At 38.9% G+C, this 22,793-nt stretch carries 24 protein-coding genes and 1 pseudogene; 17 read left to right on the forward strand and 8 right to left on the reverse strand.

The genetic code is table 11. From position 1 onward, the window contains the following. Nucleotides 1-86 precede the first annotated feature (86 nt). The 8 genes from EGS71_RS15990 (at nucleotide 87) to EGS71_RS16020 (ending at nucleotide 4,654) form a co-directional block, all read left to right on the forward strand. Entirely contained in the window at nucleotides 87-347 is a 261-nt protein-coding gene (locus tag EGS71_RS15990; RefSeq protein ID WP_000790982.1) for a hypothetical protein, read from the forward strand. A 104-nt stretch (nucleotides 348-451) separates the two neighbouring features. Then, on the forward strand, nucleotides 452-598 hold the full coding sequence (locus tag EGS71_RS22485; RefSeq protein ID WP_000682270.1) for a hypothetical protein: 147 nt from the start codon (nucleotides 452-454) through the stop codon (nucleotides 596-598). A gap of 13 nt (nucleotides 599-611) precedes the next feature. Continuing rightward, nucleotides 612-1,676: a hypothetical protein gene (locus EGS71_RS15995; RefSeq protein ID WP_001217095.1), complete on the forward strand. Its 1,065-nt coding sequence runs from the start codon at nucleotides 612-614 to the stop codon at nucleotides 1,674-1,676. 3 nt (nucleotides 1,677-1,679) lie between these two features. Further along, nucleotides 1,680-1,928, forward strand: coding sequence for a hypothetical protein (locus EGS71_RS16000; RefSeq protein ID WP_000700887.1), 249 nt, complete (start codon nucleotides 1,680-1,682; stop codon nucleotides 1,926-1,928). A gap of 89 nt (nucleotides 1,929-2,017) precedes the next feature. Then, complete coding sequence (locus tag EGS71_RS16005; protein WP_000989038.1) at nucleotides 2,018-2,737, forward strand: hypothetical protein; 720 nt, start codon at nucleotides 2,018-2,020, stop codon at nucleotides 2,735-2,737. A 27-nt stretch (nucleotides 2,738-2,764) separates the two neighbouring features. After that, nucleotides 2,765-3,178 carry a hypothetical protein gene (locus EGS71_RS16010; RefSeq protein ID WP_000732629.1) on the forward strand — a complete coding sequence of 138 codons (414 nt, stop codon included), beginning with the start codon at nucleotides 2,765-2,767 and terminating at the stop codon, nucleotides 3,176-3,178. 79 nt (nucleotides 3,179-3,257) lie between these two features. Then, nucleotides 3,258-3,551 (forward strand): hypothetical protein, encoded by a 294-nt coding sequence (locus tag EGS71_RS16015; protein ID WP_000553829.1) that lies wholly within the window; start codon nucleotides 3,258-3,260, stop codon nucleotides 3,549-3,551. A 53-nt stretch (nucleotides 3,552-3,604) separates the two neighbouring features. Beyond that, complete coding sequence (locus tag EGS71_RS16020) at nucleotides 3,605-4,654, forward strand: DUF932 domain-containing protein (protein WP_000951115.1); 1,050 nt, start codon at nucleotides 3,605-3,607, stop codon at nucleotides 4,652-4,654. Between the two features lie 320 nt (nucleotides 4,655-4,974). On the opposite strand, the gene EGS71_RS16025 is transcribed toward EGS71_RS16020, so the two are convergent. Both EGS71_RS16025 and EGS71_RS16030 read right to left on the reverse strand, forming a co-directional pair. Continuing rightward, nucleotides 4,975-5,856, reverse strand: coding sequence for a copper resistance D family protein (locus tag EGS71_RS16025; RefSeq protein WP_000248861.1), 882 nt, complete (start codon nucleotides 5,854-5,856; stop codon nucleotides 4,975-4,977). A 67-nt stretch (nucleotides 5,857-5,923) separates the two neighbouring features. Continuing rightward, entirely contained in the window at nucleotides 5,924-6,304 is a 381-nt protein-coding gene (locus EGS71_RS16030; RefSeq protein WP_000689218.1) for a copper resistance CopC family protein, read from the reverse strand. Nucleotides 6,305-6,582: 278 nt separating this feature from the next. Between EGS71_RS16030 and EGS71_RS16035 the strand changes: the two genes are divergently transcribed. Then, a complete protein-coding gene (locus tag EGS71_RS16035) occupies nucleotides 6,583-8,949 on the forward strand; it encodes a heavy metal translocating P-type ATPase (protein WP_001015465.1) in 2,367 nt (788 codons plus the stop codon). A 47-nt stretch (nucleotides 8,950-8,996) separates the two neighbouring features. Here EGS71_RS16035 and EGS71_RS16040 read toward each other — a convergent pair whose 3' ends face one another. Continuing rightward, complete coding sequence (locus EGS71_RS16040; protein WP_000149044.1) at nucleotides 8,997-10,373, reverse strand: heavy metal sensor histidine kinase; 1,377 nt, start codon at nucleotides 10,371-10,373, stop codon at nucleotides 8,997-8,999. Beyond that, entirely contained in the window at nucleotides 10,363-11,046 is a 684-nt protein-coding gene (locus EGS71_RS16045) for a heavy metal response regulator transcription factor (protein WP_001221577.1), read from the reverse strand. The genes EGS71_RS16040 and EGS71_RS16045 overlap by 11 nt, the downstream gene beginning before the upstream one ends. Before the next feature lie 149 nt (nucleotides 11,047-11,195). Between EGS71_RS16045 and EGS71_RS16050 the strand changes: the two genes are divergently transcribed. From EGS71_RS16050 to EGS71_RS16060, 3 genes are all read left to right on the forward strand, one after another. Continuing rightward, nucleotides 11,196-11,537, forward strand: a complete 342-nt coding sequence (locus EGS71_RS16050; RefSeq protein ID WP_000838338.1) for a hypothetical protein — start codon at nucleotides 11,196-11,198, stop codon at nucleotides 11,535-11,537. Nucleotides 11,538-11,621: 84 nt separating this feature from the next. Continuing rightward, nucleotides 11,622-13,607, forward strand: a complete 1,986-nt coding sequence (locus EGS71_RS16055; protein WP_000038720.1) for a multicopper oxidase domain-containing protein — start codon at nucleotides 11,622-11,624, stop codon at nucleotides 13,605-13,607. After that, nucleotides 13,594-14,478, forward strand: coding sequence for a copper resistance protein B (locus tag EGS71_RS16060; protein WP_125275255.1), 885 nt, complete (start codon nucleotides 13,594-13,596; stop codon nucleotides 14,476-14,478). Before EGS71_RS16055 ends, EGS71_RS16060 begins: the two co-directional genes overlap by 14 nt. Before the next feature lie 27 nt (nucleotides 14,479-14,505). Here EGS71_RS16060 and EGS71_RS16065 read toward each other — a convergent pair whose 3' ends face one another. The 3 genes from EGS71_RS16065 to EGS71_RS16075 all read right to left on the reverse strand — a co-directional run bounded on the left by EGS71_RS16065 (nucleotide 14,506) and on the right by EGS71_RS16075 (nucleotide 16,879). Next, nucleotides 14,506-16,089 (reverse strand): IS66-like element ISAba25 family transposase, encoded by a 1,584-nt coding sequence (locus EGS71_RS16065; RefSeq protein ID WP_001094424.1) that lies wholly within the window; start codon nucleotides 16,087-16,089, stop codon nucleotides 14,506-14,508. A 74-nt stretch (nucleotides 16,090-16,163) separates the two neighbouring features. Further along, nucleotides 16,164-16,499, reverse strand: coding sequence for an IS66 family insertion sequence element accessory protein TnpB (gene tnpB / locus EGS71_RS16070; protein WP_000619347.1), 336 nt, complete (start codon nucleotides 16,497-16,499; stop codon nucleotides 16,164-16,166). Beyond that, nucleotides 16,496-16,879 carry a transposase gene (locus tag EGS71_RS16075; protein ID WP_001055589.1) on the reverse strand — a complete coding sequence of 128 codons (384 nt, stop codon included), beginning with the start codon at nucleotides 16,877-16,879 and terminating at the stop codon, nucleotides 16,496-16,498. The genes tnpB and EGS71_RS16075 overlap by 4 nt, the downstream gene beginning before the upstream one ends. Nucleotides 16,880-17,316: 437 nt before the next feature. Here EGS71_RS16075 and EGS71_RS16085 point away from each other — a divergent pair. Further along, a protein-coding gene (locus EGS71_RS16085) for an IS4-like element ISAba1 family transposase (protein ID WP_085940413.1) occupies nucleotides 17,317-18,407 on the forward strand; the annotation gives its coding sequence in 2 pieces (ribosomal slippage) (nucleotides 17,317-17,857 and nucleotides 17,857-18,407; 1,092 coding nt in all). A 3-nt stretch (nucleotides 18,408-18,410) separates the two neighbouring features. Here the strand turns inward: EGS71_RS16085 and EGS71_RS16090 are convergent. Next, nucleotides 18,411-18,713 (reverse strand): annotated as a pseudogene (locus EGS71_RS16090) (MerR family transcriptional regulator); the annotation flags it as partial. Nucleotides 18,714-18,801: 88 nt separating this feature from the next. Here EGS71_RS16090 and EGS71_RS16095 point away from each other — a divergent pair. The 4 genes from EGS71_RS16095 (at nucleotide 18,802) to EGS71_RS16110 (ending at nucleotide 22,732) form a co-directional block, all read left to right on the forward strand. Continuing rightward, nucleotides 18,802-20,097, forward strand: a complete 1,296-nt coding sequence (locus EGS71_RS16095) for a cation transporter (protein ID WP_000012074.1) — start codon at nucleotides 18,802-18,804, stop codon at nucleotides 20,095-20,097. Between the two features lie 10 nt (nucleotides 20,098-20,107). Further along, nucleotides 20,108-20,365, forward strand: a complete 258-nt coding sequence (locus EGS71_RS16100; RefSeq protein ID WP_001048221.1) for a FeoA family protein — start codon at nucleotides 20,108-20,110, stop codon at nucleotides 20,363-20,365. Beyond that, on the forward strand, nucleotides 20,355-22,187 hold the full coding sequence (feoB, locus tag EGS71_RS16105; RefSeq protein WP_001093284.1) for a ferrous iron transporter B: 1,833 nt from the start codon (nucleotides 20,355-20,357) through the stop codon (nucleotides 22,185-22,187). The genes EGS71_RS16100 and feoB overlap by 11 nt, the downstream gene beginning before the upstream one ends. A 137-nt stretch (nucleotides 22,188-22,324) precedes the next feature. Continuing rightward, nucleotides 22,325-22,732 (forward strand): hypothetical protein, encoded by a 408-nt coding sequence (locus tag EGS71_RS16110; RefSeq protein WP_001198643.1) that lies wholly within the window; start codon nucleotides 22,325-22,327, stop codon nucleotides 22,730-22,732. Nucleotides 22,733-22,793: the final 61 nt, after the last annotated feature.

The following is a 22,793-nucleotide window of genomic DNA, read 5'->3' on the forward strand; positions in this document are numbered from 1 at the left end:
CAATATGTCATGTGGGCTATACCGTGGCAGGGCTTATTGTTGCCTAAAAAAGCCCAAGCTGCATGACCATGTCACTGGATATAACGATGAAAAATAAAATTTTGATGAGTGTGGTGGGTGTCAGTGTTCTAATTATAAATGGCTGTTCTTCACAGTTTGAAAGGGGAGTTAAACAGGGCTGTTACAACATGGGTGGCAGTCGTAGCTACTGTTCCTGTGTCTATGACAAGGTCGAAGAACACTATGGTCGCAAGGTTATGCGCCAGATTGAACGTATGACCTATCTCCCAAATGACCTAGACCGTGTGATGTATCAGTCAGGTCAACAATGTGTAGACAAGCTCTAACCCCCGATATTTAAAGCTTTACGCAAATCATTGAATCACTCATTTCCTGTTGCCTGTCTGGGCAACGGGAAGGGGTTATGCAACTCAATTTAGGAATATTGATCATGAAACATCCATTTTTTACCTTTTATTTCACGATTGTGATTGGCTACTGGCTGTATTGCATTTGGGAATATCCGGGACAATCTGGGGCTTATTTACTTGGCGGTGCTTTGGTCTGGCCTGCTGCACTTATACGCTGGTTCTTCTAGAGGGCAAATAGTGATGAGAATAGATGAGCTGATCCAGCAGAGCCAGTGGACGCCTTTATTAAGGAGTAGCGACAATATTTATTTTGCCCCCGTCATTCCCAATAAAAAGTTACAAGGTGCTATGAGCTATCTACCTCATGGTGTAAATCCTAGTGAAGTATTGATGCTGATTGACGATACAGTATTTGGTAGTGCTAAGGTCGGGATGTGTCTAACAGCAAAGGGGATATTTTATAAAGCCAGTTTTGAAGATGAAAAAGCCTATCTGTTTGAACACATCCAGCAGATAGAGGCTGATATTGGAATGATCACCAGTTCGATCTTGATCAATGGTCAGGATGAGCTGAGCTTTAGCCAACTCGATAAAGGTGCGATTCGTGCTTTGGTCGCATTCTTAAATGAACTTTGTCAGGGTATACAAGCAACCAAGCAAACGATTGTAAACATTGATGCCGAGATGCAGATCATGATTGATCTGTTTGCTTACTTCATTACTTTTAGTGCAGGGCAATGGAATAACCGATCAAAAGAAGCTGTATCCGATCATTTTACTAAACTGAATGATAAGGCAGTGCATCAGTATGTTGAGAAACTACTGAATGTACAGATGCGCTTCGATTATGAAGACTTGTTGCATCGTCTGGCAGATATGAAGGACAAGCTTGCCTATAACTTCCGTAGGGAAATGATTGAGCAACTGGTCTATGCCATGGCACTGGGTCAAGTTGAGCAGAATCAGGCTGACCTTTTCATGACCCATCTGTGCCGTGTATCCAACGTCTCTAGGGCTGTCTTTCCAGACCTCGTCAAAATTATCTATCAGTGTCTGGCAGGGGAAATGAATCAGAAAAAAGTTTCTGATTTGACTCAGGAACAATTACAGGCATGTCAACTTCTTGAGATTCAGCCCGAACTATTGAATGAGCAAACCCTTCAAGCTGCCTACCGAAAAAAGATGGCCGACTTCCACCCAGATAAATACCAGAGCTTACCCGAATCAGTACAGCAGCTTATTGAACAACAGGCCCAGCAACTCAATCAGGCCAGAGCTGTATTAAAAGCCTATTTGGGAGTGTAGCTGATGAAGATCAATACTGAGCGGCTCAAACGGCGCTGGAGATGGTATGTCGCTTATATCGTAATTTTTATCCTGTCCTTTGCATTGTTTTATGCCTATGACCATGCTCAGGATGAACAAACCGAACAGATGCTTGAAGCGGCTCGCAGTCATTCAGTCAGTCCTGATAATACAGTAGTGACAAGCATTAATGCCGGAGATGAAGCCCCTGCTTTTGATCAAGCTGACCTCAATCTAGAAAACCATAAATAAAGAAATTTTAAATACATATTACCCAAATGAGAGAGCTGCCGAATTGCTCTCATTAATGAAGCAAATTCATGAAACCGAAAGGGGGAAGCATGATGACATCACAACCTAAGAATACCCATACCCAGACTTTTATTATCGGCGTTTTATCTGCACTGGTAGTCGTACTTGCAGGATGGGTCGGCTATGACAAGTTACTTAAAACTAAATCAGAAGTGAAAGTTCCCACACAAATTGTTGAGAAAGCCACAATATCTGAACCTGTGAATGAAGTGAGTGAATCTGAATTTGTGGCAGAACCAGAAACCAAAAGTGAGCCGATTAAAGTCAAACATGTTTCTAGTCAGCTCAATGGAAATATTCTGCAAGGTAGTGGAACTGGAGAAGTCTATCCTGAACTGGGTTTTCCTGACTTTACAGCCCCAGGGTATAAGAAACTCAATAATGCTCAACTTCTTGCACAAATTGATGCTGAGTATCATGAAGGCTTGGAGATGACAGATGATCCTACTGCCTATGGTTTACAGCGAGTTGATCAAGCACCTGCAACTGTCAAGAAAATGTCTGCTTTTATACAAGCCAATCTGCCTACCTTTGCCAATGAAGTTTTTGCTCGACCAAATGTATCGGATGTTGTGGTTGCTATGGAAGGGTGGATGGATCTCGGCAGCGATGGATACTTATATCGTGCGGTTGTTACCTCGGCACGATATCAATGTAGTTGGTATCAGGTTGTAATTAATAAGAAAACAGGTAAGGAAATCTATGAAGAATTTATCCCTTGCTATCAACCAAATCAAAAAGAAATTTAATGACTTATTCGATAAAGAGAAATTGAAATGAAAAAACTATTTCTAGGTATTGGATTTGCAGCCATAAGCATTTCAACTTATGCATTAGATTTACAGTCACATGAAGTACCTGCCTATTTAATTCAACAACAAGGCTATTCTGGGCAAGTAAACTGTACGTATCGTGGCGTTTTAAAAAGTGGAGTCCAAAGAACATTTACGGTGTCTATGTTCAATGAGTGCGAACAGGTTTTAGCACTGAGTAATGCGACTGTCCATAATGCAATGAGTGAGGCAAGAATTCCATATAGTAGTCATCGAACTTTTGTCCGATTTATTGGGGTAAAACCTCGAAAGTTTGGAGGTATTTATATTCCGGGGCGAAGTGATCCTTGTCACCCGAGTTTACGTTCTATTCCACAAGCAGTTGCTGACTGTAAAAATAAACAGCGTGCTCATTAAATAAGAAAATCTTATCCAGACATAAAGAGCCAGCGATTTCGCAGGCTCTTTTTTTATGCCTTTTATTAGGAGGAAATACATGCACCAGTGTCCTTACTGTCATTCATTACATATCACATTACTTCGTCAGACGGAGCCTAGTTCAGGTGTATTTGCAAAGCTTTCATCATTTTCACCGATGTCTCTGGCAGCAGCCTGTATGCAGTTGTCAAAACGTAGTCCCGTTCACCCTTTGGTCGGTGGTTTTGTTGGCTTGGTGATTGGGGGCATGTTTCTGCTCTATGTCCAGCATCAGGACAATATGGTGACGCTGCATTACCAATGTGAGCAATGTGTGGAACATTTTGAAATCCAGCAATCAGGCTTCGCGTAATACTCATCTTTTACAGCATTCAAATTATTTAAATCACTTAAAGGAAACTAATCATGGCACATCAAATAGAAACTATGGCATTTGTTGGTCAAACCCCTTGGCATGGTTTAGGTAATCAACTCCCTCAAAATCAGCCGATAGAAATCTGGGCACAGCAAGCGGGTATGGACTGGCGAATAGAATCATCCAATGTGAGTTATATGGCAAAGAATGAAAGAGGACAAAGTATCATTCTGCCTTATGAAGAGCAGCGAGTGCTTTATCGTTCAGATACTCATGCACCACTTTCGGTAGTGAGTCAACGCTATCAGGAAGTACAACCCAAAGAGATTCTGGAGTTTTATCGAGACCTGACTGAGCAATCGGGTTTTGAACTGGAAACGGCGGGTGTACTCAAAGGTGGACGCAAGTTCTGGGCATTGGCAAGAACAGGTCAATCGGCAGCACTGAAAGGTAAGGATGTCAGTAATGGTTATATTCTGCTAGCAACAGCATGTGATGGCACACTGGCAACCACGGCGCAATTTACCTCAATTCGTGTGGTGTGTAATAACACTCTAGCGATTGCCCTACGTGGGCAGAATAGCAGTGCAGGTGTAGTGAAAGTTCCACACAGTACCAAGTTCGATGCTGAAAAGATCAAACAGCAACTAGGTATTTCAGTTCGTGCATGGGATGAACACATGTATGAAATGAAGCAGCTCAGTCAACGTAAAGTCACCCAGCAGGAAGCAGCAGCCTACTTTGATGCCGTGTTTAATAACACGAACTTGAGCATTGCCGAACAGGATGAAAGTATCATCCAGTTCTACCGTAATGTGGCAAGACCTCAACCAATTCATTCATCCAAAGCCGACAATAGAACTGAACCGAATGGACGTGCTATGTCTAAGGTCATGACTATGTTTAACGGACATGGACGTGGTGCAGAATTAGCTTCAGCCAAAGATACAGCTTATGGTTTACTTTGTAGTATTACTGAGTTTGCGGATCATGAACGCCGTGCAATGAGTCAGGATCATCGATTGGATTCAGCATGGTTTGGAATGGGAGCCAACATTAAACAACGTGGGCTGGAACAGGCATTAAGAATGGTGTCTTAATTTTTAATTTAAACGTTTTAATAGTAGGAGCTCTCTATTTAGAGAGCTCAATTTTAAAATTAAAAAATAAATATAATTTTTTTTTACTGTTTTAGAAGATTTTATCTTATTAAAAGTTCTATTAAATAAAACGGTAATACAGTTACTAGAAAAGAATGGCCATTTTACGATTATCAATCAAATATAAGGGAAGGCGAGTTAGATTAAAGAGCAATTGTTTCTTGCAAAGTTGGTTTCGCCCAGCTTATCGTACTCATTACAATAGGTAGAAGTAAGATACAGCTTATCTTCTTCCATGAAGTCATTATTTGATTCTCCTCTCATTCGATACCTACTACTGTCGTGATATAACCAGTCGTTAAAAGAATTAAAAGGCCTAAAGACATCTCAAATAAAATGGCATAACCCAGTTGTTTAGCAAATTTCGGATCTTGCAAGCGAGGAGTGAAATACCATTTATTAAACGCGGCTAATAACAGAATACTTAGAACGAATAGGATTTTAATGATAAATCCATGCCCATAAGGAGTATTTAGCAGAGTATTGAAATCTTTAATCAGTAACAGAGCAATGCTGGCACCACAAGCAAGTAATATCCCCACAACAAAAGCTGCAATGCGTCCAAACAAATGCATGCGTTCTTTTAATGGTAAGCCAATAATTCTTTTACTGGTTTTCCATAAAGGATAAAGTGATCCCATCCATAAAGACATTACAAGTACATGTATTGACAATAAAAATTGAGCGAATAATGGTAAATTCGTAACGTGACCTAGTTGGGAAAAGCTAAAAACTATTGGTATGAGTAATATGGCAAATATGGTTCCTTCAATTTTCGAAACTTGAATAGTACCTTTACTCAGTTTTATGATCATAAATAGTAGTAACAATGCAAAACTGATTGACCGGATGATATGGATATGTCCAATAGGAGTATTGATCAAAATATTTATGTAGTTACTGTCCCACATGCCGGAAAGACCTGTATTGGCGAAACTCCCTATAAGAATGAAGAACCCTAAAACACTTGAAAACAAGCCTAAACCAGCACCTATAGTGATGTATTTAAGAATCGTTTCCTTAATTTCTACATAACGGTCAAGTAAGAAATAGCAGAAAGCACCTCCGATAACAGATGCAATTCCTAAATATAGAATGACTTTAATTAGCCATGTTGCATATATCCAAGTTTCAGGAACCATATTTTTCTCCCCTTTTTATAGCAATATGCCAGCAAGCTGCTGGCATATTGCTATTTACTTTCTATTGTTATTTTGCAGATTTAATAGTGAAGTTATATTCACCATTCATGTTGTGGCCATCTGTACCCATTGTGGTCCAAACCACCGTATATTTTCCTTGTTTGAGTTTTGGTATTGCTACTTCGAATGATTTTTTCAAATCATGATTTACTTGATAATTTAAAGGGATGTCTTTGCGTTGAGCATCAAGTAATTTAACGTTCATGAGCATGACCGGTTCACCAAAATTTAACGTTATATTTTTTGGCTGGCTTGCTACCGTAGTATTAATTGCAGGAATTGCACTCTCAAGTTTGACATGTGCAAATGCGCTTGAAGCAGCAGCAACCATAGTTGCGCCTACTAGAACGTTACGTAGAGCTGACATTTTATTTTGAAAAATTTTCATTTCTTCATCCTCTTTAAACTAATACTTGAATAAGTAATGACCGAATGAAAATCATAGTTTGGAAGCTTGGTCATCACCTTGTAGGTCTATTATTAAAGAATGAGAGAAACACTCCGATGACTTCAAAATTACATTTTTGTCATTTTTAAAATTGAAAAGGTACAAGTGTTACACTGACCTTATAGAAAATAATGTTCATTAAATGAACAAATAAGAGAAGATTTAGTACGCCTTAATCAGCCCTTTATTTTAAGAATTAAACATGAAGGAGGTTTTATATGAACCATCATCATCATGAAGAAAAAGCTGGCAACAATGCATTGACTGATCCTGTTTGTGACATGGCTGTAACAGATACTTCTAAATTTTTTGAAAAAATTGAGAATAAAACTTTTTACTTTTGCAGTGAAAAATGTCACTCAAAATTTAAAAGTGATCCTGATTTTTATATAACTAAAGCAGAAAAAACAGCGACAGTTAAAGAACCCGATAAAAAGATCAATTCAGATTTAAATGAAACTAGCCAGCCGGTTAATGTTAATACTTCTACAATTTATACTTGTCCAATGCACCCGGAAATACGACAAAATCATCCTGGTAACTGTCCTATCTGTGGTATGACTTTAGAGCCTTTACTTCCGAATCTAGACGAATCCGACGAGAATACTGAGCTTAAAGACTTTAAGAGAAGGTTTTGGTACACCTTACCCTTGACTATTATCGTAGTTTTTTTAGCAATGTTTGGCCACCGTTTTAATTGGTTCGACATGCAAGTGCAAAGCTGGATCGAGCTCTTCCTAACTTTGCCTATTGTCTTTTGGGCTGGCTGGCCTTTTTTTGTTAGATGTTGGCAATCAATTCTAAATCGTAGTCCAAATATGTGGACTTTAATAGGAATCGGAACTGGGGCAGCATTTATTTACAGTTTGGTTGGAACGGTAGCACCTCAAGTATTCCCGGCTTCATTTATATCTATGGGGCGTGTTGCAGTATATTTTGAAGCGACGGCTGCAATTATTTCACTGACCTTATTAGGTCAAGTCCTAGAGTTGAAAGCACGATCACAAACCTCAGCAGCAATAAAATCACTACTTGGATTGGCTCCTAAAACTGCAAGAATAATAAGAGATGATGGTACGGAAGAAGATGTTCCACTATCCCATGTGCACGTAGGTGACTCATTAAGGGTACGCCCAGGGGAAAAAGTCCCTGTTGACGGAGTCATAACAGAAGGTACAAGTTCTGTAGATGAATCAATGCTGACAGGAGAACCTGTTCCCGTTACAAAACGTGTGGGTGATCAAGTCATAGGTGCAACGATGAATATGAATGGTTCATTAGTGATCCGTTCGGAAAAGGTTGGATCTTCAACAGTACTTTCTCAAATAGTTCAAATGGTAGCTCAAGCCCAACGCTCTAAAGCTCCGATGCAACGGATGGCAGATCACGTGGCAGGATGGTTTGTCATGGTGGTTATTGCTATTGCTATCCTTACATTCTTTGGGTGGGGAATATTTGGACCAGATCCAAGTTGGGTTTATGGACTCATCAATGCAGTTGCAGTCTTGATTATCGCTTGTCCCTGTGCTTTAGGACTAGCTACTCCAATGTCGATTATGGTTGCAACAGGGCGTGGTGCATCAAATGGGGTGCTTTTTCGTGATGCAGCTGCGATAGAAAATCTTCGTAAAGTTGATACGTTAATCATTGATAAAACCGGCACGTTAACGGAAGGACAACCATCTTTTGATAAGGTTATTGCACTTTCTGGATATGAAGAAAATGAGATTCTTCGCTTAGCTGCCAGTTTAGATCAAGGAAGTGAGCATCCTTTAGCTGATGCTATCGTACGAGCAGCCCGTGAAAGAAAACTTTCACTAATGAAGCCCTCATCTTTTGAGTCGGGATCAGGTATTGGTGTTAAGGGCGAATTAAATGGACAACATTTAGCTTTGGGCAATACGGCATTGATGGAACAACTTGGAATATCTGTTGATGCCTTTATTTCTCAAGCAGAAAAGTTAAGAGCTGAAGGTGCTAGCGTTATGCATTTAGCTGTTGACGGTAAACTTGTAGGGCTATTAGCCGTTTCTGATCCAATCAAAACGAGTACTCCTGAAGCTGTACTTTTATTGAAAAACTCAGGTTTGAGAATTGTGATGGCTACCGGAGATGGTCTAACAACAGCAAAATCAGTTGGTACTAAATTAGGGATCAATGAAGTTTATGGTGAGGTTAAACCAGCAGACAAACTAGAATTAGTGAATAAATTACAAAAAGAAGGACGAGTGGTTGCCATGGCTGGCGATGGGATCAATGATGCTCCCGCTTTGGCCCAAGCTGATATTGGAATTGCAATGGGTACTGGTACTGATGTTGCAATGAATAGTGCTCAAGTTACCTTAATTAAAGGTGATTTACGTGGTATCGAAATTGCTCGCTCCTTATCAGAAGCTACAGTAAAAAATATGAAGCAGAATTTAATGTTTGCTTTTCTTTATAATGCTTTGGGCATTCCTCTAGCGGCTGGAATATTGTATCCGTTCACTGGATGGCTGCTTTCACCAATGATTGCTGCATTAGCAATGAGCTTAAGTTCTGCCTCGGTTATTGGTAATGCATTACGATTACGTAATTTCAAATAATCAGTACCGGCTACTCACAAACTAATTTTAAAATGAGTAGCCTATAATTAATTTTTAAAGACAATTTTAAAGATAATGCGTCCATCTTCATAAGTTGCTTGAATCGTAGCTCCATGAACATCAAGAATAGACTTGGTAATTGCTAAGCCTAAACCAGTACCTTCTTCGACACGTTGTCTTGAAGCATCAGTTCTATAAAAACGGTCAAATAGTCGATTCAGCTGATCTGATGATAACGGTGAGCTTTCATTTTCAATTGTAAAAACAGTCGTATCAAAGTTTTGTTGATATTTGATTTTGATTACTGAATCTGTTTTTCCATATTTGATTGCATTTGACAATAAATTGCTTAGAGCACGACGTAACATAGATGGATCGCCTTTAACAGAACCGTATCCCGTTTGTTCCAATAACATACCCTTTTCAGCAGCAATCGCATCGTAAAAGTCAAATAAAGCAGAGACTTCTTTTACTAAATTAACTTGCTGTAAATTTGGTAAATGTAACCCGTGCTCAGCCTTCGCAAGGAATAGCATATCGGAAACCATCCGAGCTAAACGTTCAAACTCTTCCAGGTTGGAAAAGAGGACCTCCTGATAGGTGTTAATATCTCGACTACGTGATAAACAAACTTGGGTTTGAGTCATCAAATTGTTAATAGGTGTTCTAATCTCATGAGCGAGGTCTGATGAAAAATCTGAGAGCTTTTCTACCGCTGTTTCTAAACGATCTAACATATCGTTAAAAGCTATAGCCAGTGATTTTAGTTCAGTTGGAGTGTTTTCAACTTCTAGGCGTTCAGAAAGATGTTGAGCTGAAATACCTTCTGCTACTTTTGCCATCTTTTGAACTGGACGTAATCCCTTCCATGCAGCAAACCAGCCAAGGAACATTAAACAAATAGTGCCTAAAACGCCGATATATAATAACTGTCGTCTAAAATCATTTAAAAAATGTAGATGCTCTGATGTATCTATTCCAACAATAATTTGAGCTGACGGAATACTCTTATTTCTATCAAAAGACTTTTTATAAACTAAACCACGGTATGTTTTGTTCTGAATCTCCCATTCTATCCATGGAGTATGTCTAGATTTGACTAAAGCTTGAGTTTTAATCACTGCTGGTGCTGAACTAAAAATAATTTGTCCAGTTGGGCGCTCTATCTGAACAATGAGGTCATGATGACCAATTAGTGCATCTTTTAAATATATATTTAATTCATCTGTATTGGCTGGGTTTTGCTCAAGAAGGTTTTCTACAAGTTGAATTTTACCTTCTAACTGTGTGCGGTCTTGAGTTTCGAAATGATGCATTACAAGTTGATGAATAACCAACCCCATAATCATTAAAATGATGACGGTAGAAAGAGAGAAGATAATTGCTATACGGAAACTGATAGCATTAAACAGTTTATGAGTCATCTTCTACCTCTAGCACATAGCCCATTCCACGTATGTTCTGAATAAGCTTAGGGCTAAAATTGCTGTCTATTTTACTTCTTAACCGCTTAATAGCGACTTCCACTACATTGGTATCACTATCAAAATTCATGTCCCAAATTTGAGAGGCAATGAGAGCACGAGGTAGAATTTCTCCTCGTCTTCGCATAAATAACTCCATTAATGCAAACTCTTTGGCTGTTAGATCAATACGCTGTCCAGCCCGAGTCACACGACGTTTACGGAGATCAAGTTCAAGATCGGCAATCGTAATAATATTGCTGTCTTCTTTTTGTAGACCCCGACGAAGTAAACTTTTTATTCTTGCGAGTAGCTCAGCAAAAGCAAAAGGCTTGACGAGATAATCATCGGCACCTAACTCTAAACCTTTAACTCTATCTTCAATTTGATCACGCGCTGAAAGAAAAAGAATAGGCATTGTTTTTCCGCTTTTACGGATGTCATTAATGATATTCCAGCCATCTAACTTTGGTAGCATGACATCTAAAATAATTAAGTCGTATTCTTCCGAAAGAGCTTGGTGTTTACCAGATAATCCATCCGTAACCCAATCTGTAATATATCCAGCTTCAAAGAGGCCCTGTTTAAGGTAATCACCTGTTTTTTGTTCGTCTTCAACTAGTAAGATTCTCATTTAAAAAATCCCATACCCTTTATTAAGACCATAATAACGTTATAAATACGCAATTCGGTCTAGATTACAAAAATGTCATTTTCAGGTCACATTGATGTTCGGTGAGAGCCTATAAGGTAGATACATAAAGTTAGTTTTTGGAGCAAACAATGAAATCTCTATTCCGTCGTGGTTTAACTACTCTTCTATGTGTTGGGACTTTAGTTGCTGGAACTCAATCTTGGGCAGCAGATGCTAAACAGGCAAATAGTGCAAGTACAGAAGTCAAGGTAAATCCAAAAGCGCAAGAAAACTGCAAAAAGCCTTGTGACATGAAGAGTGAAGAGAAAAATCAACAAGATCATAGTCAACATGATCACGGTAAGATGACAGATATGTCCCAAATGGATCACTCTAAAATGATGAATATGGATCACTCTAATATGAGTGACATGGATCATTCTAAAATGATGAACATGGACCATTCTAAAATGAACATGTCAAATAAATAACGAATACGATAAATCAAAGATTGAGGGTGAAGTGAAAAATAAACCTACTTTAGCCCTCAACTAAATATTAGATAGGTGAAATAAATGTCTAAAAAGTTAAGTCATGTCCTATTGATAGGAGTGGGTTTATTTTCATCAACTTGGGTTATGGCAGCGGTTAAAGAATATGATTTAACAATTGCTGAGCAAACGGTGAATATTACTGGTAAGCCTCTAAAGAGAATTACAGTAAATGGTAAGTTTGTTGCACCTCTTCTTGAATTTGAGGAAGGTGATGATGCGGTTATTCGTGTCCATAACAAATTAAAAAACCAAGACTCTTCTATTCACTGGCATGGCTTAATCTTACCCGGCATCATGGATGGGGTACCAGGATTTAATCAGTTTGATGGTATCGCACCAAATAAGACTTATGAATATAAATTCAAAGTTCGTCAAAATGGTACCTATTGGTATCATTCGCACAGTAAAGGCCAAGAACAAGATGGCTTGTATGGGCCTCTCGTTATTTATCCAAAGAATAAAGTGCCTCTAACAGCTGGAGAAAAAGCTGATAGAGACTATGTTGTCTTACTCTCTGACTTTCATAACTCTACTAGTGGTCAGATTATGAGTAATCTCAAAAAAGAAGCTGATTATTATCAAAATCGAAGAGAAACTGTTTTTGATGTTTTTAAGCAAATTAAAAGGGATGGTTTAAAAGCTACGTGGCAAGATCGTTCCATGTGGAATCAGATGCGAATGCTGAAGACAGATATGTCTGACGTAACAAATTATACTTTCTTGATGAATGGTAAAACTCCAGAACAAAATTGGACTGGAAACTTTAAAGCTGGAGAGAAAGTTCGTCTTCGGTTCATTAATGCCTCGGCAATGTCTTTCTTTGATGTAAGAATTCCTAATCTGAAAATGACCGTAGTAAGTGCAGATGGCCAACCCGTAAAACCTGTGCCTGTTGATGAGTTTAGAATAGGAACGGCTGAAACTTATGATGTTATTGTGGAACCTAAACAAGCAAATTATCAGATAGAAGCTGAATCTATTGATCGCAGTGGATTTTCTGTTGGCACACTACACGATGAAAATACTACACCTGTAAAAAATATTGTGATGCCAAAACCACGCCCACGTTCCCTATTAACAATGGAAGATATGGGAATGGATCATGACATGTCTTCGATGAAAGGCATGGATCACGATATGTCTTCGATGAAAAGTAATTCAAAAGACCAGTCAATGTCTGGAATGGACCATGACATGTCTTCAATGAAAGGCATGGATCACGATATGTCTTCGATGAAAAGTGATTCAAAAGAGCAATCAATGTCTGGAATGGATCACGATATGTCTTCGATGAAAAGTGATTCAAAAGAGCAGTCGATGCCTGGAATGGATCATGACATGTCTTCAATGAAAGGCATGGATCACGATATGTCTTCGATGAAAAGTGATTCAAAAGACCAGTCGATGTCTGGAATGAACCATGATATGTCAGCAATGAACACAAACACTTCTGAAACAAGTGATGTGGTGTATGGATGGGCAAACGCATCGACTCCAGTTGGTCAAAGAGCATTGAAGTATAGTGACTTACAATCTTTGAACCCTCAACAAGATACACGTGCTCCGGAACGCGAAATTGAAATTCGCTTGGGTGGAAATATGGAGCGTTATATCTGGACTATTAATGGTAAGAAGTTTAATCAAACAGAACCATTTAAAGTCAAATATGGTGAGCGTATACGTTTAAAATTCATCAATGACAGTATGATGGCCCACCCAATGCATTTGCATGGCATGTTTATGCAGCTTGAAAATGGTCAAGATCCTAGCAATATGCCAAATAAACATACAGTGATAGTTCCACCAGGTAAAACAGTGACAACTTTACTTACTGCTGATGAGTTAGGTGAATGGGCTATCCATTGCCATTTGCTATATCACATGTCTGCTGGAATGATGAATAAACTTATTGTGGCAAATGTCGATAGCAATGGTACTGATATGAAGGATGTTGTTGCTCAACCTAAGACAAATGATAAGGGAGTAAATCAACATGCGCACCACTAAGAAATTATATTCAAAGACACTTTTATCTATCGCTTTAATCGGATTGTCAGGTGTGGTTTTTGCAAATGATGGTTCTACTGAGAACATAGACAATAGTGTAAGTCCTACTCAGTCAGAAGGTATCAATATCCTATTAAAAGAGCCTGGTGGTTTAGGATATGTTGAGCGTAATGTTTATCAGAAACCATCTACTGACAATGATAAAGGTAAAACCAAAGCTTCTGAAAACCTCATGCTTAATCAGAACCACGATAAGCATCTTAAAGAGCATGGTGGACAAATTTTTCAATCAACAAAGTTTGAAAATGAGTGGACTGTGGATGAAGATGGTAAAGGAGCTTTAGGTTCTAAAATAGAAACATTGATAGGAACAGATGAAAATCGTCTTTTCATTGAAGCCAATTTGGATAAGACAGAAAGTAATGATCCAAAATACGATGTGTCAGCACTTTATAGCCGTAATGTAGCACCGTTTTGGGATGTACAAGCTGGGGTAAGATACAGTGAAGATAAAAATAACAGCAACAGCGATCGAGTTGATGGTGTTATTGGTGTATTAGGATTAGCTCCTTACTTCTTTGAAACTCAAGCTTATTTATACGGTGGTGAGAATAATTTTTGGGGAGCAAGTTTTGAGGTCGAGCGTGATTTCTTATTAACCCAGAAATTGATTACACAGCCTTATCTAGAAATGGATGTGGTATTCAGTGATGACTCTGACTATGCTGCAAAATCAGGTTTGTCAGAATTGAAAACTGGTATCAAAACCAGATATGAGATTACTAAGCGTATCAGACCTTTCATTGATGTTGCTTATCAATATGAAAAAGGACAAAAAGCTACTTCTATGCAAGAGGCTACTGAGTCGTAAGCGTCCGCTGAATCCCATACCTATTTTTTAATTCGATTTAGGTTTCCAGCAGTGCGGCAGTAACTCTTCAATCTGGGTCACTTTATGTGTCGGTAACCTTTTCAGCACATCACTTAAATAGGCATACGGATCCAGCCCATTCAGCTTTGCTGACTGGATTAAAGTCATGATGTTTGCCGCTCGCTGACCACTGCGCAGCGAACCTGCAAACAGCCAGTTCTTGCGCCCCAACGCCCAGGGACGCATCTGATTCTCTACCCAATTGTTGCATATCGGTAGATTGCCATCATCCAGATAGCGGCTTAAGGCTGGCCAACGCTTCAGAGTGTAATTGATGGCCTTGGCGGTGGGAGAACTCGATGGCACTGTCAGATGATGTTGGTTGAGCCATTCATATAGTTGTTGCATCACTGGTTGACTATGCTGTTGTCGGTATTCGCGGCGGTCTTCCGCTGTACCATCGGTCTTTTTCCTGAGTTCTGCTTCTATCGCATACAGTTTCTGAATCAGCACCAATGCCTGTTCAGCGACCTGACTTTTCCCGGTCACATGCAGTTCATGGAATTTACGACGTGCATGGGCCATGCAGCCGACCTCTATGACCTGGCCTGATTTAAAGCGTGCTTTATAACCACTGTAATCATCACAGACTAGATTGCCCTGCCAGCCTTTCAAGAACTCTGCAGCATGCTGGCCTGAACGACTATCCTGAAAGTCATAGATCACCGCCTGAACTGGATTGTACTGTGTGGTGGCATAGGCCCAGACATAACCTTTCTTCGGTTTTTTCTCATTCTCACCCATCCGCATGATGGTGACCGGTGTTTCATCTGCATGCAGCACCCGCTGTTGCAGCACCACCTCTTTTAAGGCATTGGCCAGAGGTTCCAGTTCTACACCGCAGCGACCTATCCAGTCAGATAAAGTTGATCTAGAAAGTTCGATTCCCGCCCGCTGATAGATCAGACGTTGACGGTACAGCGGCAAATGATCGGCATACTTCGATACCAGCACATGGCTGAGCAATTCAGGTGAAGCAATGCCTTTATCAATCACATAGGCGGGCATCGCTTGCTGAGTCAGAGTGTCACACTGATCACAGACCCATTTACCACGCACATGCTGTTCCTTATAGAACTGTGCCGGTCTGAAATGCAGTTTCTCACTGACATCTTCGCCGATACGACGGAGTTGGCATCCACAAGTGCATTGGGTTGATGCAGGTTCATGCTCAATACGGATGGTGTGTAGATGATCTGGCAGTGGTCGACGTTTAGGTTTATTGGTTTTGGCTTTCTGTGTCGCTGCATCGGTTTTATCTGCATTTAATCGTTCTAATTCCAGATCAACAGCAGCAATATCTTCTTCAACCGCTTCATCCCATAGGTGGATTTGTTTTGCCGTTAAGTGTTCATTCTTTTGGGCGAATTTGTGCTTTTTAAACAGCGCCAGTTCATGCTCGTATTTTTGATTGAGAATAGAAAGATGTTGAACTTTGGCATCCAATTGTTGGTTTGATTGTGCTAGAGACTGATGCTGCATCGCCAACTGTCTGGTGAATTCCAGCAGTTGTTCATGGGTCAGTTGGCTTAAGTCAGGCAGCGTATTCATGACCGCAGTATGCCTGAGGTCATGAAGAGAATGAAATAGAACGTTTGGAGGATGGCAGAATGGTCGAGCTTGGTTTAGAGCATATTCACCACTTGCTGCAATCCAATTCTCTGCCAGGGCAAACCTTGGATTAATGCCTGTAACTGTTCCGGGCTGAGGGCCACGGTTTCACCTTGGTGAACTTGAGCCCAGTGAAATTTACCCTGTTCCAAACGCCGGGCACACAGCCAGATGCCCAGTCCATCATGTACCAACACTTTCATACGATGACCACGTTTATTACAGAACAGGTAGGCGCAATGCGGTTTGATGTAGCCAAAGGCTCTCACCACCTGAGCCATGACAGTATCCATTCCTGCTCGCATATCCATGGGCTGGGTAGAGAGCCAAATTTCATTGATACGGATCATGTTGCCAGTGCCTTGAGTAATTCTGCCAAGGCAGGTATTTCTGATGTCTGCCATTTTAGCTGAATATCATTATTCGTATGAGGCACGGTGATACACAACGTGATCCTCTCATCAATAGGTTGGCTGATTGCAGCAGTGTAAGGCAAAGCAATAAATGCTGGATTCACATGAGTAGGATCCTGCACGGCACCCTCATGATGGCTGAAGATCCTGATCCAACGACTGACAAGGTTGGCATTAATACTATGTTGCAGTGCGACCGAAGCGATCGAGGTATTAGGATTTTTACAGGCATTGACAATACTGAGTTTGAATTCTTTGCTGTATGTTCTGCGTTTTTTAGCAACAGGAGGTGTTGCTGAATATATATCCATGTTCATGGATTAAGTCCCCACTTGTTTTTAGGTGGGAACTAAATTAAGGCTTATAGGACCGCTTGGTAAGGCTGTGTTAGCCGGATGCTTACACTGAGTCTGAAAAAGGGTGGAAATATGGTGCAGGTATCGAATTAGTTTTCTAGAGAATTTTGCTATATGACTAGTAGCGTAAGATGCTAGTCATATAGCAAAGAATTAAAAGTAATTCCATTTATAAATTAATAACCCTCAAGTTATAGCTAATTTAGTTTCATAATCTCCAATTTCTTTTAGAACACCACATTTATCTACTGTACATAATCCATCACATGTTCGTCTAATATCTAAGAGTTGCTGAATTAATTTTTGTTGAGAATTTATATTTTCTTTCTCTGTACACGATAAAAATAGATAACTCATTGAAATAATGTCATAATAATTGTTTTCTAACGACGAATACTATGACACATCTCAATGAGTTATATCTTATCTTAAACAAATATCTAAAATGGAACAAGTCACATTTAAAGTGCTTTGCGCTCATCATGCTTGTGATTATTTTAAAGCAAACATGTAATCTTTCTTCTGCATCTAAAGCCTTGCCCATCAAGTGCTTACCACAATCATTTTATCGACGTATGCAGCGCTTCTTTGCAGGTCAGTATTTTGATTATCGTCAAATTTCTCAGTTGATTTTCAATATGTTTTCATTCGACCAAGTGCAACTGACTTTAGATAGAACCAATTGGAAATGGGGAAAACGAAATATTAATATCCTGATGCTCGCAATCGTTTATCGTGGAATAGCGATACCTATCCTTTGGACATTGCTTAATAAACGTGGAAATTCAGATACGAAAGAGCGTATTGCTTTGATTCAACGCTTTATAGCCATTTTTGGTAAAGACCGTATTGTGAATGTGTTCGCAGACAGAGAGTTTATCGGTGAGCAGTGGTTTACATGGTTAATTGAACAAGACATCAACTTCTGCATTCGTGTTAAAAAAACTTCATTGTCACCAATCATTTAGGAAAGAATCATAAAATTAGTGATTTATTTCGCCATCTTAAAGTTGGTCAAATTGAATGTCGTAAACGACGGATTTTGGTTGGTCGGGTGAAACTATATATAAGTGCACTACAGTTAGAAAATGGAGAGCTTTTACTCGTCGTTTCTCCTCAGTTTAATGCCAATGCTATTCAGGATTATGCATTACGCTGGGAAATTGAAACCTTATTCAGTTGTCTCAAAGGACGCGGGTTTAATCTTGAAAATACGCGCTTGACAGACCCTAGACGAGTGAAAAAATTGATTGCGGTGTTAGCTATAAGCTTCTGTTGGTGTTACTTAACGGGTGAATGGCAACATGATCAAAAAAAAGCGATAAAAATAAAGAAGCATGGACGACTCTCAATGAGTTTATTTCGCTATGGTTTAGACTATGTTCAAATGGCGATTCAGCGTTTAATTGGTTTTGGGAAAAAAGAAGAGTTTAAGGAAATTTTGGCAATTTTAAGAAGGCAGAACCCTGATAGGATAAGGGTTCTGTGAAATTTGTCGTGTACAGAGATTTTCTTTAATAATTTTTATATGAGAGTCAACAAGATGATTGATGCTTGAACAATTCTGATTCGGTGTGTCTTTATACGATAGTAATTGTTTTATCTCACTTAAATTCATATTAAGTGTACGGCAGTTTAGAATGAATTTTAGGCGATCTATATAATCCTCATTATACAGCCGATAGTTCCCTTGAGTTCTTTCGGGAGATGGAATCAATCCTTCTTTTTCATAGTAACGGATAGTTAAAACAGAGCACGATACTTTTTTTGCTAATTCACCAATTTTTAAAGACATATCAATATCTCTAATTTTCATCTTGACTCTATAGTAGCTATAGGGTTTTTAATATGCAATAAATTAAGATCTGACTATAGGCACATTAATGAGTGGTTGCGGTTGTAATAAAGGAAGTTCTTGTGACGACACTAAGCAAAATCAACCTGAATCAGAAATAGATTCTTGTAAGGGTAAAGATTCAGCTACTGAAGAAAATAAAAGTTCTTGTTGTGGTAATAAGGTAGAAAAAGTACCTAATTATGATGAAAAAGATTCTTATGGTAGTGATCAGCCGTGTTCTGGGGAATTGAATTCGTGCTGCGGTCCAGATTCTTTAAAGTCACCTGAATTAGTTAATGGGGATAAACCTATAGCGACTTTCATCAGTGACTATAACATTCCGAAAATGGATTGTTCCGCAGAAGAACAAATGGTTCGGATGACTTTATCTTCTTTAGTGGATGTTAAGAGATTGGTTTTTGATTTGCCAAACCGGAACTTAAAAGTTCTGCATAATGGTGAAAGTAAAGAAATCACTGCAAAACTCGAAGCTCTTGGATTTGGAGCGAAGTTAAATAAAACTGAATTTTATGAAAATAAAGAGCATGCGCAAGAAGCCAGTACTTTTTTAATTCCGAAGATGGATTGTTCGGCAGAAGAGCAAATGGTAAGAATGGCCCTTTCTCCCTTGCATGAAGTTAAAGGTTTATCTTTTGATTTAGCACAAAGGAAGTTAGTTGTTTTCCATACAAATGGGATTAATGAAATTACTACAAAACTTGAAGCCCTCGGTTTTGGTGCAAAAATTGTTGAAACGGTAAAAGCTACAGGAGAATTGCCCGAGACACTTGACCCAAATAATCAAGCGAAAGTTCTAAAATTATTATTAGCAATCAATGGTGTTCTTTTTCTTATTGAATTCATAAGTGGAATTATTGCAGCATCAACGGGGCTTATTGCGGACTCTCTTGATATGTTTGCGGATGCTGCCGTTTACGGTATAGCACTTTACGCAGTAGGGAAAGCCTCTAAATATCAATTAAAAGCAGCTCATTTTGCAGGATGGATTCAACTTTTATTAGCTTTGATCGTTATTGTTGATGTTGTCAGACGCTTTATGTTTGGTAGTGAACCTGAGTCAGATTTGATGATCCTTATTGGCTTCTTAGCACTTATTGCTAACGTATCGTGCCTGTATCTCATTTCTGGACATAAAGATGGTGGAGCTCATATGAAAGCGAGTTGGATCTTTTCCGCTAATGACGTGATCGTAAATATGGGAGTTATTTTAGCAGGTGTGCTTGTTGCATGGACTGGTTCAGCTTACCCAGATTTGATTATTGGCATCCTTGTTTCTCTGTTTGTGCTTAATGGCGCTCGAAAAATTTTGGCGTTGAGATAAGAGGCAGACAATGAATTTATTTCAAGTAAAGCAAAATCAGACCGTAAAAATCATTGATCTTAAAAAAGGCTCTCAGTTTCAAGATAAAAGTGATCCTGTTCTTGAACGTCTAGAACTGCTTGGCTTTCGAGTCGGTGAATCCTTACAAGTACTTGCGAAAGGGCTTTTCGGTGGTGACCCAGTACTGGTCCAAATCGAAACTTCACGTTTTGCATTAAGAAAAAATGAAGCAGAACGAATTTTTGTAGAGATTATCAATGAACACTAAAAATATTGCACTTATTGGTAATCCCAATTGTGGTAAAACCTCTCTTTTCAATACACTCACAGGTACTCGTCAAAAAGTTGCTAATTACGCGGGAGTAACGGTTGAACGAAAGGAGGGTTTTTTTAAATTACCTTCTGGCGATACTATTCGAGTATTGGATTTACCTGGGACTTACAGTTTAAAACCAAGTAGCTTAGATGAAGAAGTAACTAGAGCTGTTTGTTTTGGCGAATTAAAAGGCGAAGTCATACCTGATATTTTTGTATGTGTTGTTGATGCTACTAACCTTCATCTTCATTTAAGCCTTGTACTTGAAGTCAGAGCATTAAACAGGCCTATGATACTTGTTCTCAATATGATGGATGAGGTTAGAAAGCGTGGAATTTCAATTGATACAACGAAGCTATCTCAGCTTTTAGGCATTCCTGTCGTTGAATCGGTAGCTGTAAAAACAAAAGGAATTCAGGGGCTATTGACCCAGTTAGACCAAAAGAAATTATTTGTTGCCCCTTATCATTCTGACCTAAGTCACTTCGACCAAATTAAGTACATTACAAAACAGGTCATCTTGAAAAATGATAATGGTGACAAAAGGACTGCTTTCTTAGACAAAATATTCTTACATCCAATTTTTGGATTATTAATATTAACCTTTACCATGTTTGTAATGTTTCAGGCAGTCTTTATTTGGGCCCAACCATTAATTTCATTTGTTGAAGATTCGATTACATGGTTTGGGGGGGTAATTGGGCCATTGATCTCTCATTCACTTTTAAGAAGTTTGATTGTTGATGGCGTAATTGCAGGTGCTGGTAGTGTACTTGCTTATATGCCTCAAATTCTGATCTTATTTTTCTTTATTCTAGTTTTAGAAGAATCAGGGTACTTACCTAGAGCTGCATTTTTGTTAGATAAATTGATGTCCAAAGCTGGCTTAAGTGGACGTTCATTTATTCCATTACTTTCAAGCTTTGCTTGCGCAATTCCCGGAGTTATGGCGACAAGAAGTATTAGTTCTGAAAGAGATCGTTTAGCAACGATTATGATTGCACCTTTGATGACGTGCTCTGCACGATTACCTGTATATGCTTTACTGATATCAGCCTTTATTCCAAACAAATTAGTTTATGGTTGGCTCAGTTTGCAAGGTTTAGTTCTATTCGGGCTTTACATGTCAGGAATCGTATCAGCTTTATTGGTTTCTTTATTTCTGAAATTAGTAAGAAAAGATAAAACTGAAAGTATTTTTATTTTTGAATTACCAACATACCGTATTCCAGATGTTCGAAATGTAGCTTTGGGGCTTTATGATAGAGCAACTATATTCTTAAAAAGAGTTGGTGGAATTATTGTCGCACTTTCTATTTTGTTATGGTTCTTGGTAACATTCCCCTTACCTCCAGATAATCCAACTATGCCTCCGATCAATTATAGTATCGCTGGACAGTTAGGCCATTTAATCCATCCAATATTTGCGCCGATTGGATTTACATGGGAAATTTGTATTGCTTTGATTCCTGCGATGGCAGCTCGTGAAGTAATTATTGCTGCGTTAGGGGTAATTTATGCAATGTCTGGTGATGAGGATGCAGTTACTCAGACCTTATTATCTCAAATATCAGGCCCGGATGGTTGGAGTCTAGCGACAGGTTTGTCTTTATTAGTCTGGTTTATTTTTGCTCCACATTGTTTAGCAACATTGGCTACCATAAGAAGGGAAACTGGCAGTTGGAGACAGCCTATCATTATGGCAACTTATTTATTCTCTCTTGCTTATCTCTTTTCATTTATCACTTATCAAGTGGTGAGTAGAGTTACATAATTTAATAGTGAATATAAATTTTTATATAAACAGTTAATTAGGAATAGTAGTGTAAGTTACTATTCCTAAGACCTCACGATTGCTATTTTCATTAGAATCTGTAAAACTAAAAAAGTATAAAATTTGGTCTTATCTCTATGCAGTGGTTAAAGACATGCCTATCGCTGTTTTTATCGTTTGCTATCCTCTTTGTAGGATCGGCAGCAGCTGCTGCATCTGTGCATAAAAAATGTTTAATGTCTTCAGAAAAGATGCAATCTATGCAAATGATGCAATCACCTGAAAATAATCAGGTAAATGCTGCGCATATGGATTGTATGAAGGCGGACTCAAAAATCAAAAAAATAACGGTTCATGATTCTTCTTGTATGTCTGAACCAGATTGTATTGCTTCATTTGCAAAAATTGCTTTTCCCAAAGACTCTTTAGTCCCTTTGCCGGAAATAGCAGGACCTTTATTAGATCAATCTAATTTTACCTCTCCTAATCAACAACTTCCCCCATCCATTCTTTATAGTTTATGGCGACCCCCACAAGCCACCTAATTTGATGACCTTTTAATCATTCATAGTTGATCTATGGGTGTTTTGCATATTCGTATGCGCA

Source organism: Acinetobacter sp. FDAARGOS_559 (assembly GCF_003940475.1).
GTDB classification, from domain to species: Bacteria; Pseudomonadota; Gammaproteobacteria; order Pseudomonadales; family Moraxellaceae; genus Acinetobacter; species Acinetobacter baumannii.

What these genes read in the sequence shown, in the direction of transcription:
- EGS71_RS16045 (WP_001221577.1), bottom strand. Translation starts at nt 11,046, where the DNA reads ATGAGAATCTTACTAGTTGAAGACGAACAAAAAACAGGTGATTACCTT.
- EGS71_RS16010 (WP_000732629.1), top strand. Translation starts at nt 2,765, where the DNA reads ATGAAAAAACTATTTCTAGGTATTGGATTTGCAGCCATAAGCATTTCA.
- EGS71_RS16060 (WP_125275255.1), top strand. Translation starts at nt 13,594, where the DNA reads ATGCGCACCACTAAGAAATTATATTCAAAGACACTTTTATCTATCGCT.
- EGS71_RS16065 (WP_001094424.1), bottom strand. Translation starts at nt 16,089, where the DNA reads ATGAATACGCTGCCTGACTTAAGCCAACTGACCCATGAACAACTGCTG.
- EGS71_RS22485 (WP_000682270.1), top strand. Translation starts at nt 452, where the DNA reads ATGAAACATCCATTTTTTACCTTTTATTTCACGATTGTGATTGGCTAC.
- EGS71_RS16035 (WP_001015465.1), top strand. Translation starts at nt 6,583, where the DNA reads ATGAACCATCATCATCATGAAGAAAAAGCTGGCAACAATGCATTGACT.
- EGS71_RS16055 (WP_000038720.1), top strand. Translation starts at nt 11,622, where the DNA reads ATGTCTAAAAAGTTAAGTCATGTCCTATTGATAGGAGTGGGTTTATTT.
- EGS71_RS16005 (WP_000989038.1), top strand. Translation starts at nt 2,018, where the DNA reads ATGATGACATCACAACCTAAGAATACCCATACCCAGACTTTTATTATC.
- EGS71_RS16075 (WP_001055589.1), bottom strand. Translation starts at nt 16,879, where the DNA reads ATGAACATGGATATATATTCAGCAACACCTCCTGTTGCTAAAAAACGC.
- EGS71_RS16095 (WP_000012074.1), top strand. Translation starts at nt 18,802, where the DNA reads ATGAGTGGTTGCGGTTGTAATAAAGGAAGTTCTTGTGACGACACTAAG.
- EGS71_RS16000 (WP_000700887.1), top strand. Translation starts at nt 1,680, where the DNA reads ATGAAGATCAATACTGAGCGGCTCAAACGGCGCTGGAGATGGTATGTC.
- feoB (WP_001093284.1), top strand. Translation starts at nt 20,355, where the DNA reads ATGAACACTAAAAATATTGCACTTATTGGTAATCCCAATTGTGGTAAA.
- EGS71_RS15990 (WP_000790982.1), top strand. Translation starts at nt 87, where the DNA reads ATGAAAAATAAAATTTTGATGAGTGTGGTGGGTGTCAGTGTTCTAATT.
- EGS71_RS16050 (WP_000838338.1), top strand. Translation starts at nt 11,196, where the DNA reads ATGAAATCTCTATTCCGTCGTGGTTTAACTACTCTTCTATGTGTTGGG.
- EGS71_RS16015 (WP_000553829.1), top strand. Translation starts at nt 3,258, where the DNA reads ATGCACCAGTGTCCTTACTGTCATTCATTACATATCACATTACTTCGT.
- EGS71_RS16020 (WP_000951115.1), top strand. Translation starts at nt 3,605, where the DNA reads ATGGCACATCAAATAGAAACTATGGCATTTGTTGGTCAAACCCCTTGG.
- EGS71_RS16100 (WP_001048221.1), top strand. Translation starts at nt 20,108, where the DNA reads ATGAATTTATTTCAAGTAAAGCAAAATCAGACCGTAAAAATCATTGAT.
- EGS71_RS16110 (WP_001198643.1), top strand. Translation starts at nt 22,325, where the DNA reads ATGCAGTGGTTAAAGACATGCCTATCGCTGTTTTTATCGTTTGCTATC.
- EGS71_RS16040 (WP_000149044.1), bottom strand. Translation starts at nt 10,373, where the DNA reads ATGACTCATAAACTGTTTAATGCTATCAGTTTCCGTATAGCAATTATC.
- EGS71_RS16025 (WP_000248861.1), bottom strand. Translation starts at nt 5,856, where the DNA reads ATGGTTCCTGAAACTTGGATATATGCAACATGGCTAATTAAAGTCATT.
- tnpB (WP_000619347.1), bottom strand. Translation starts at nt 16,499, where the DNA reads ATGATCCGTATCAATGAAATTTGGCTCTCTACCCAGCCCATGGATATG.
- EGS71_RS15995 (WP_001217095.1), top strand. Translation starts at nt 612, where the DNA reads ATGAGAATAGATGAGCTGATCCAGCAGAGCCAGTGGACGCCTTTATTA.
- EGS71_RS16030 (WP_000689218.1), bottom strand. Translation starts at nt 6,304, where the DNA reads ATGAAAATTTTTCAAAATAAAATGTCAGCTCTACGTAACGTTCTAGTA.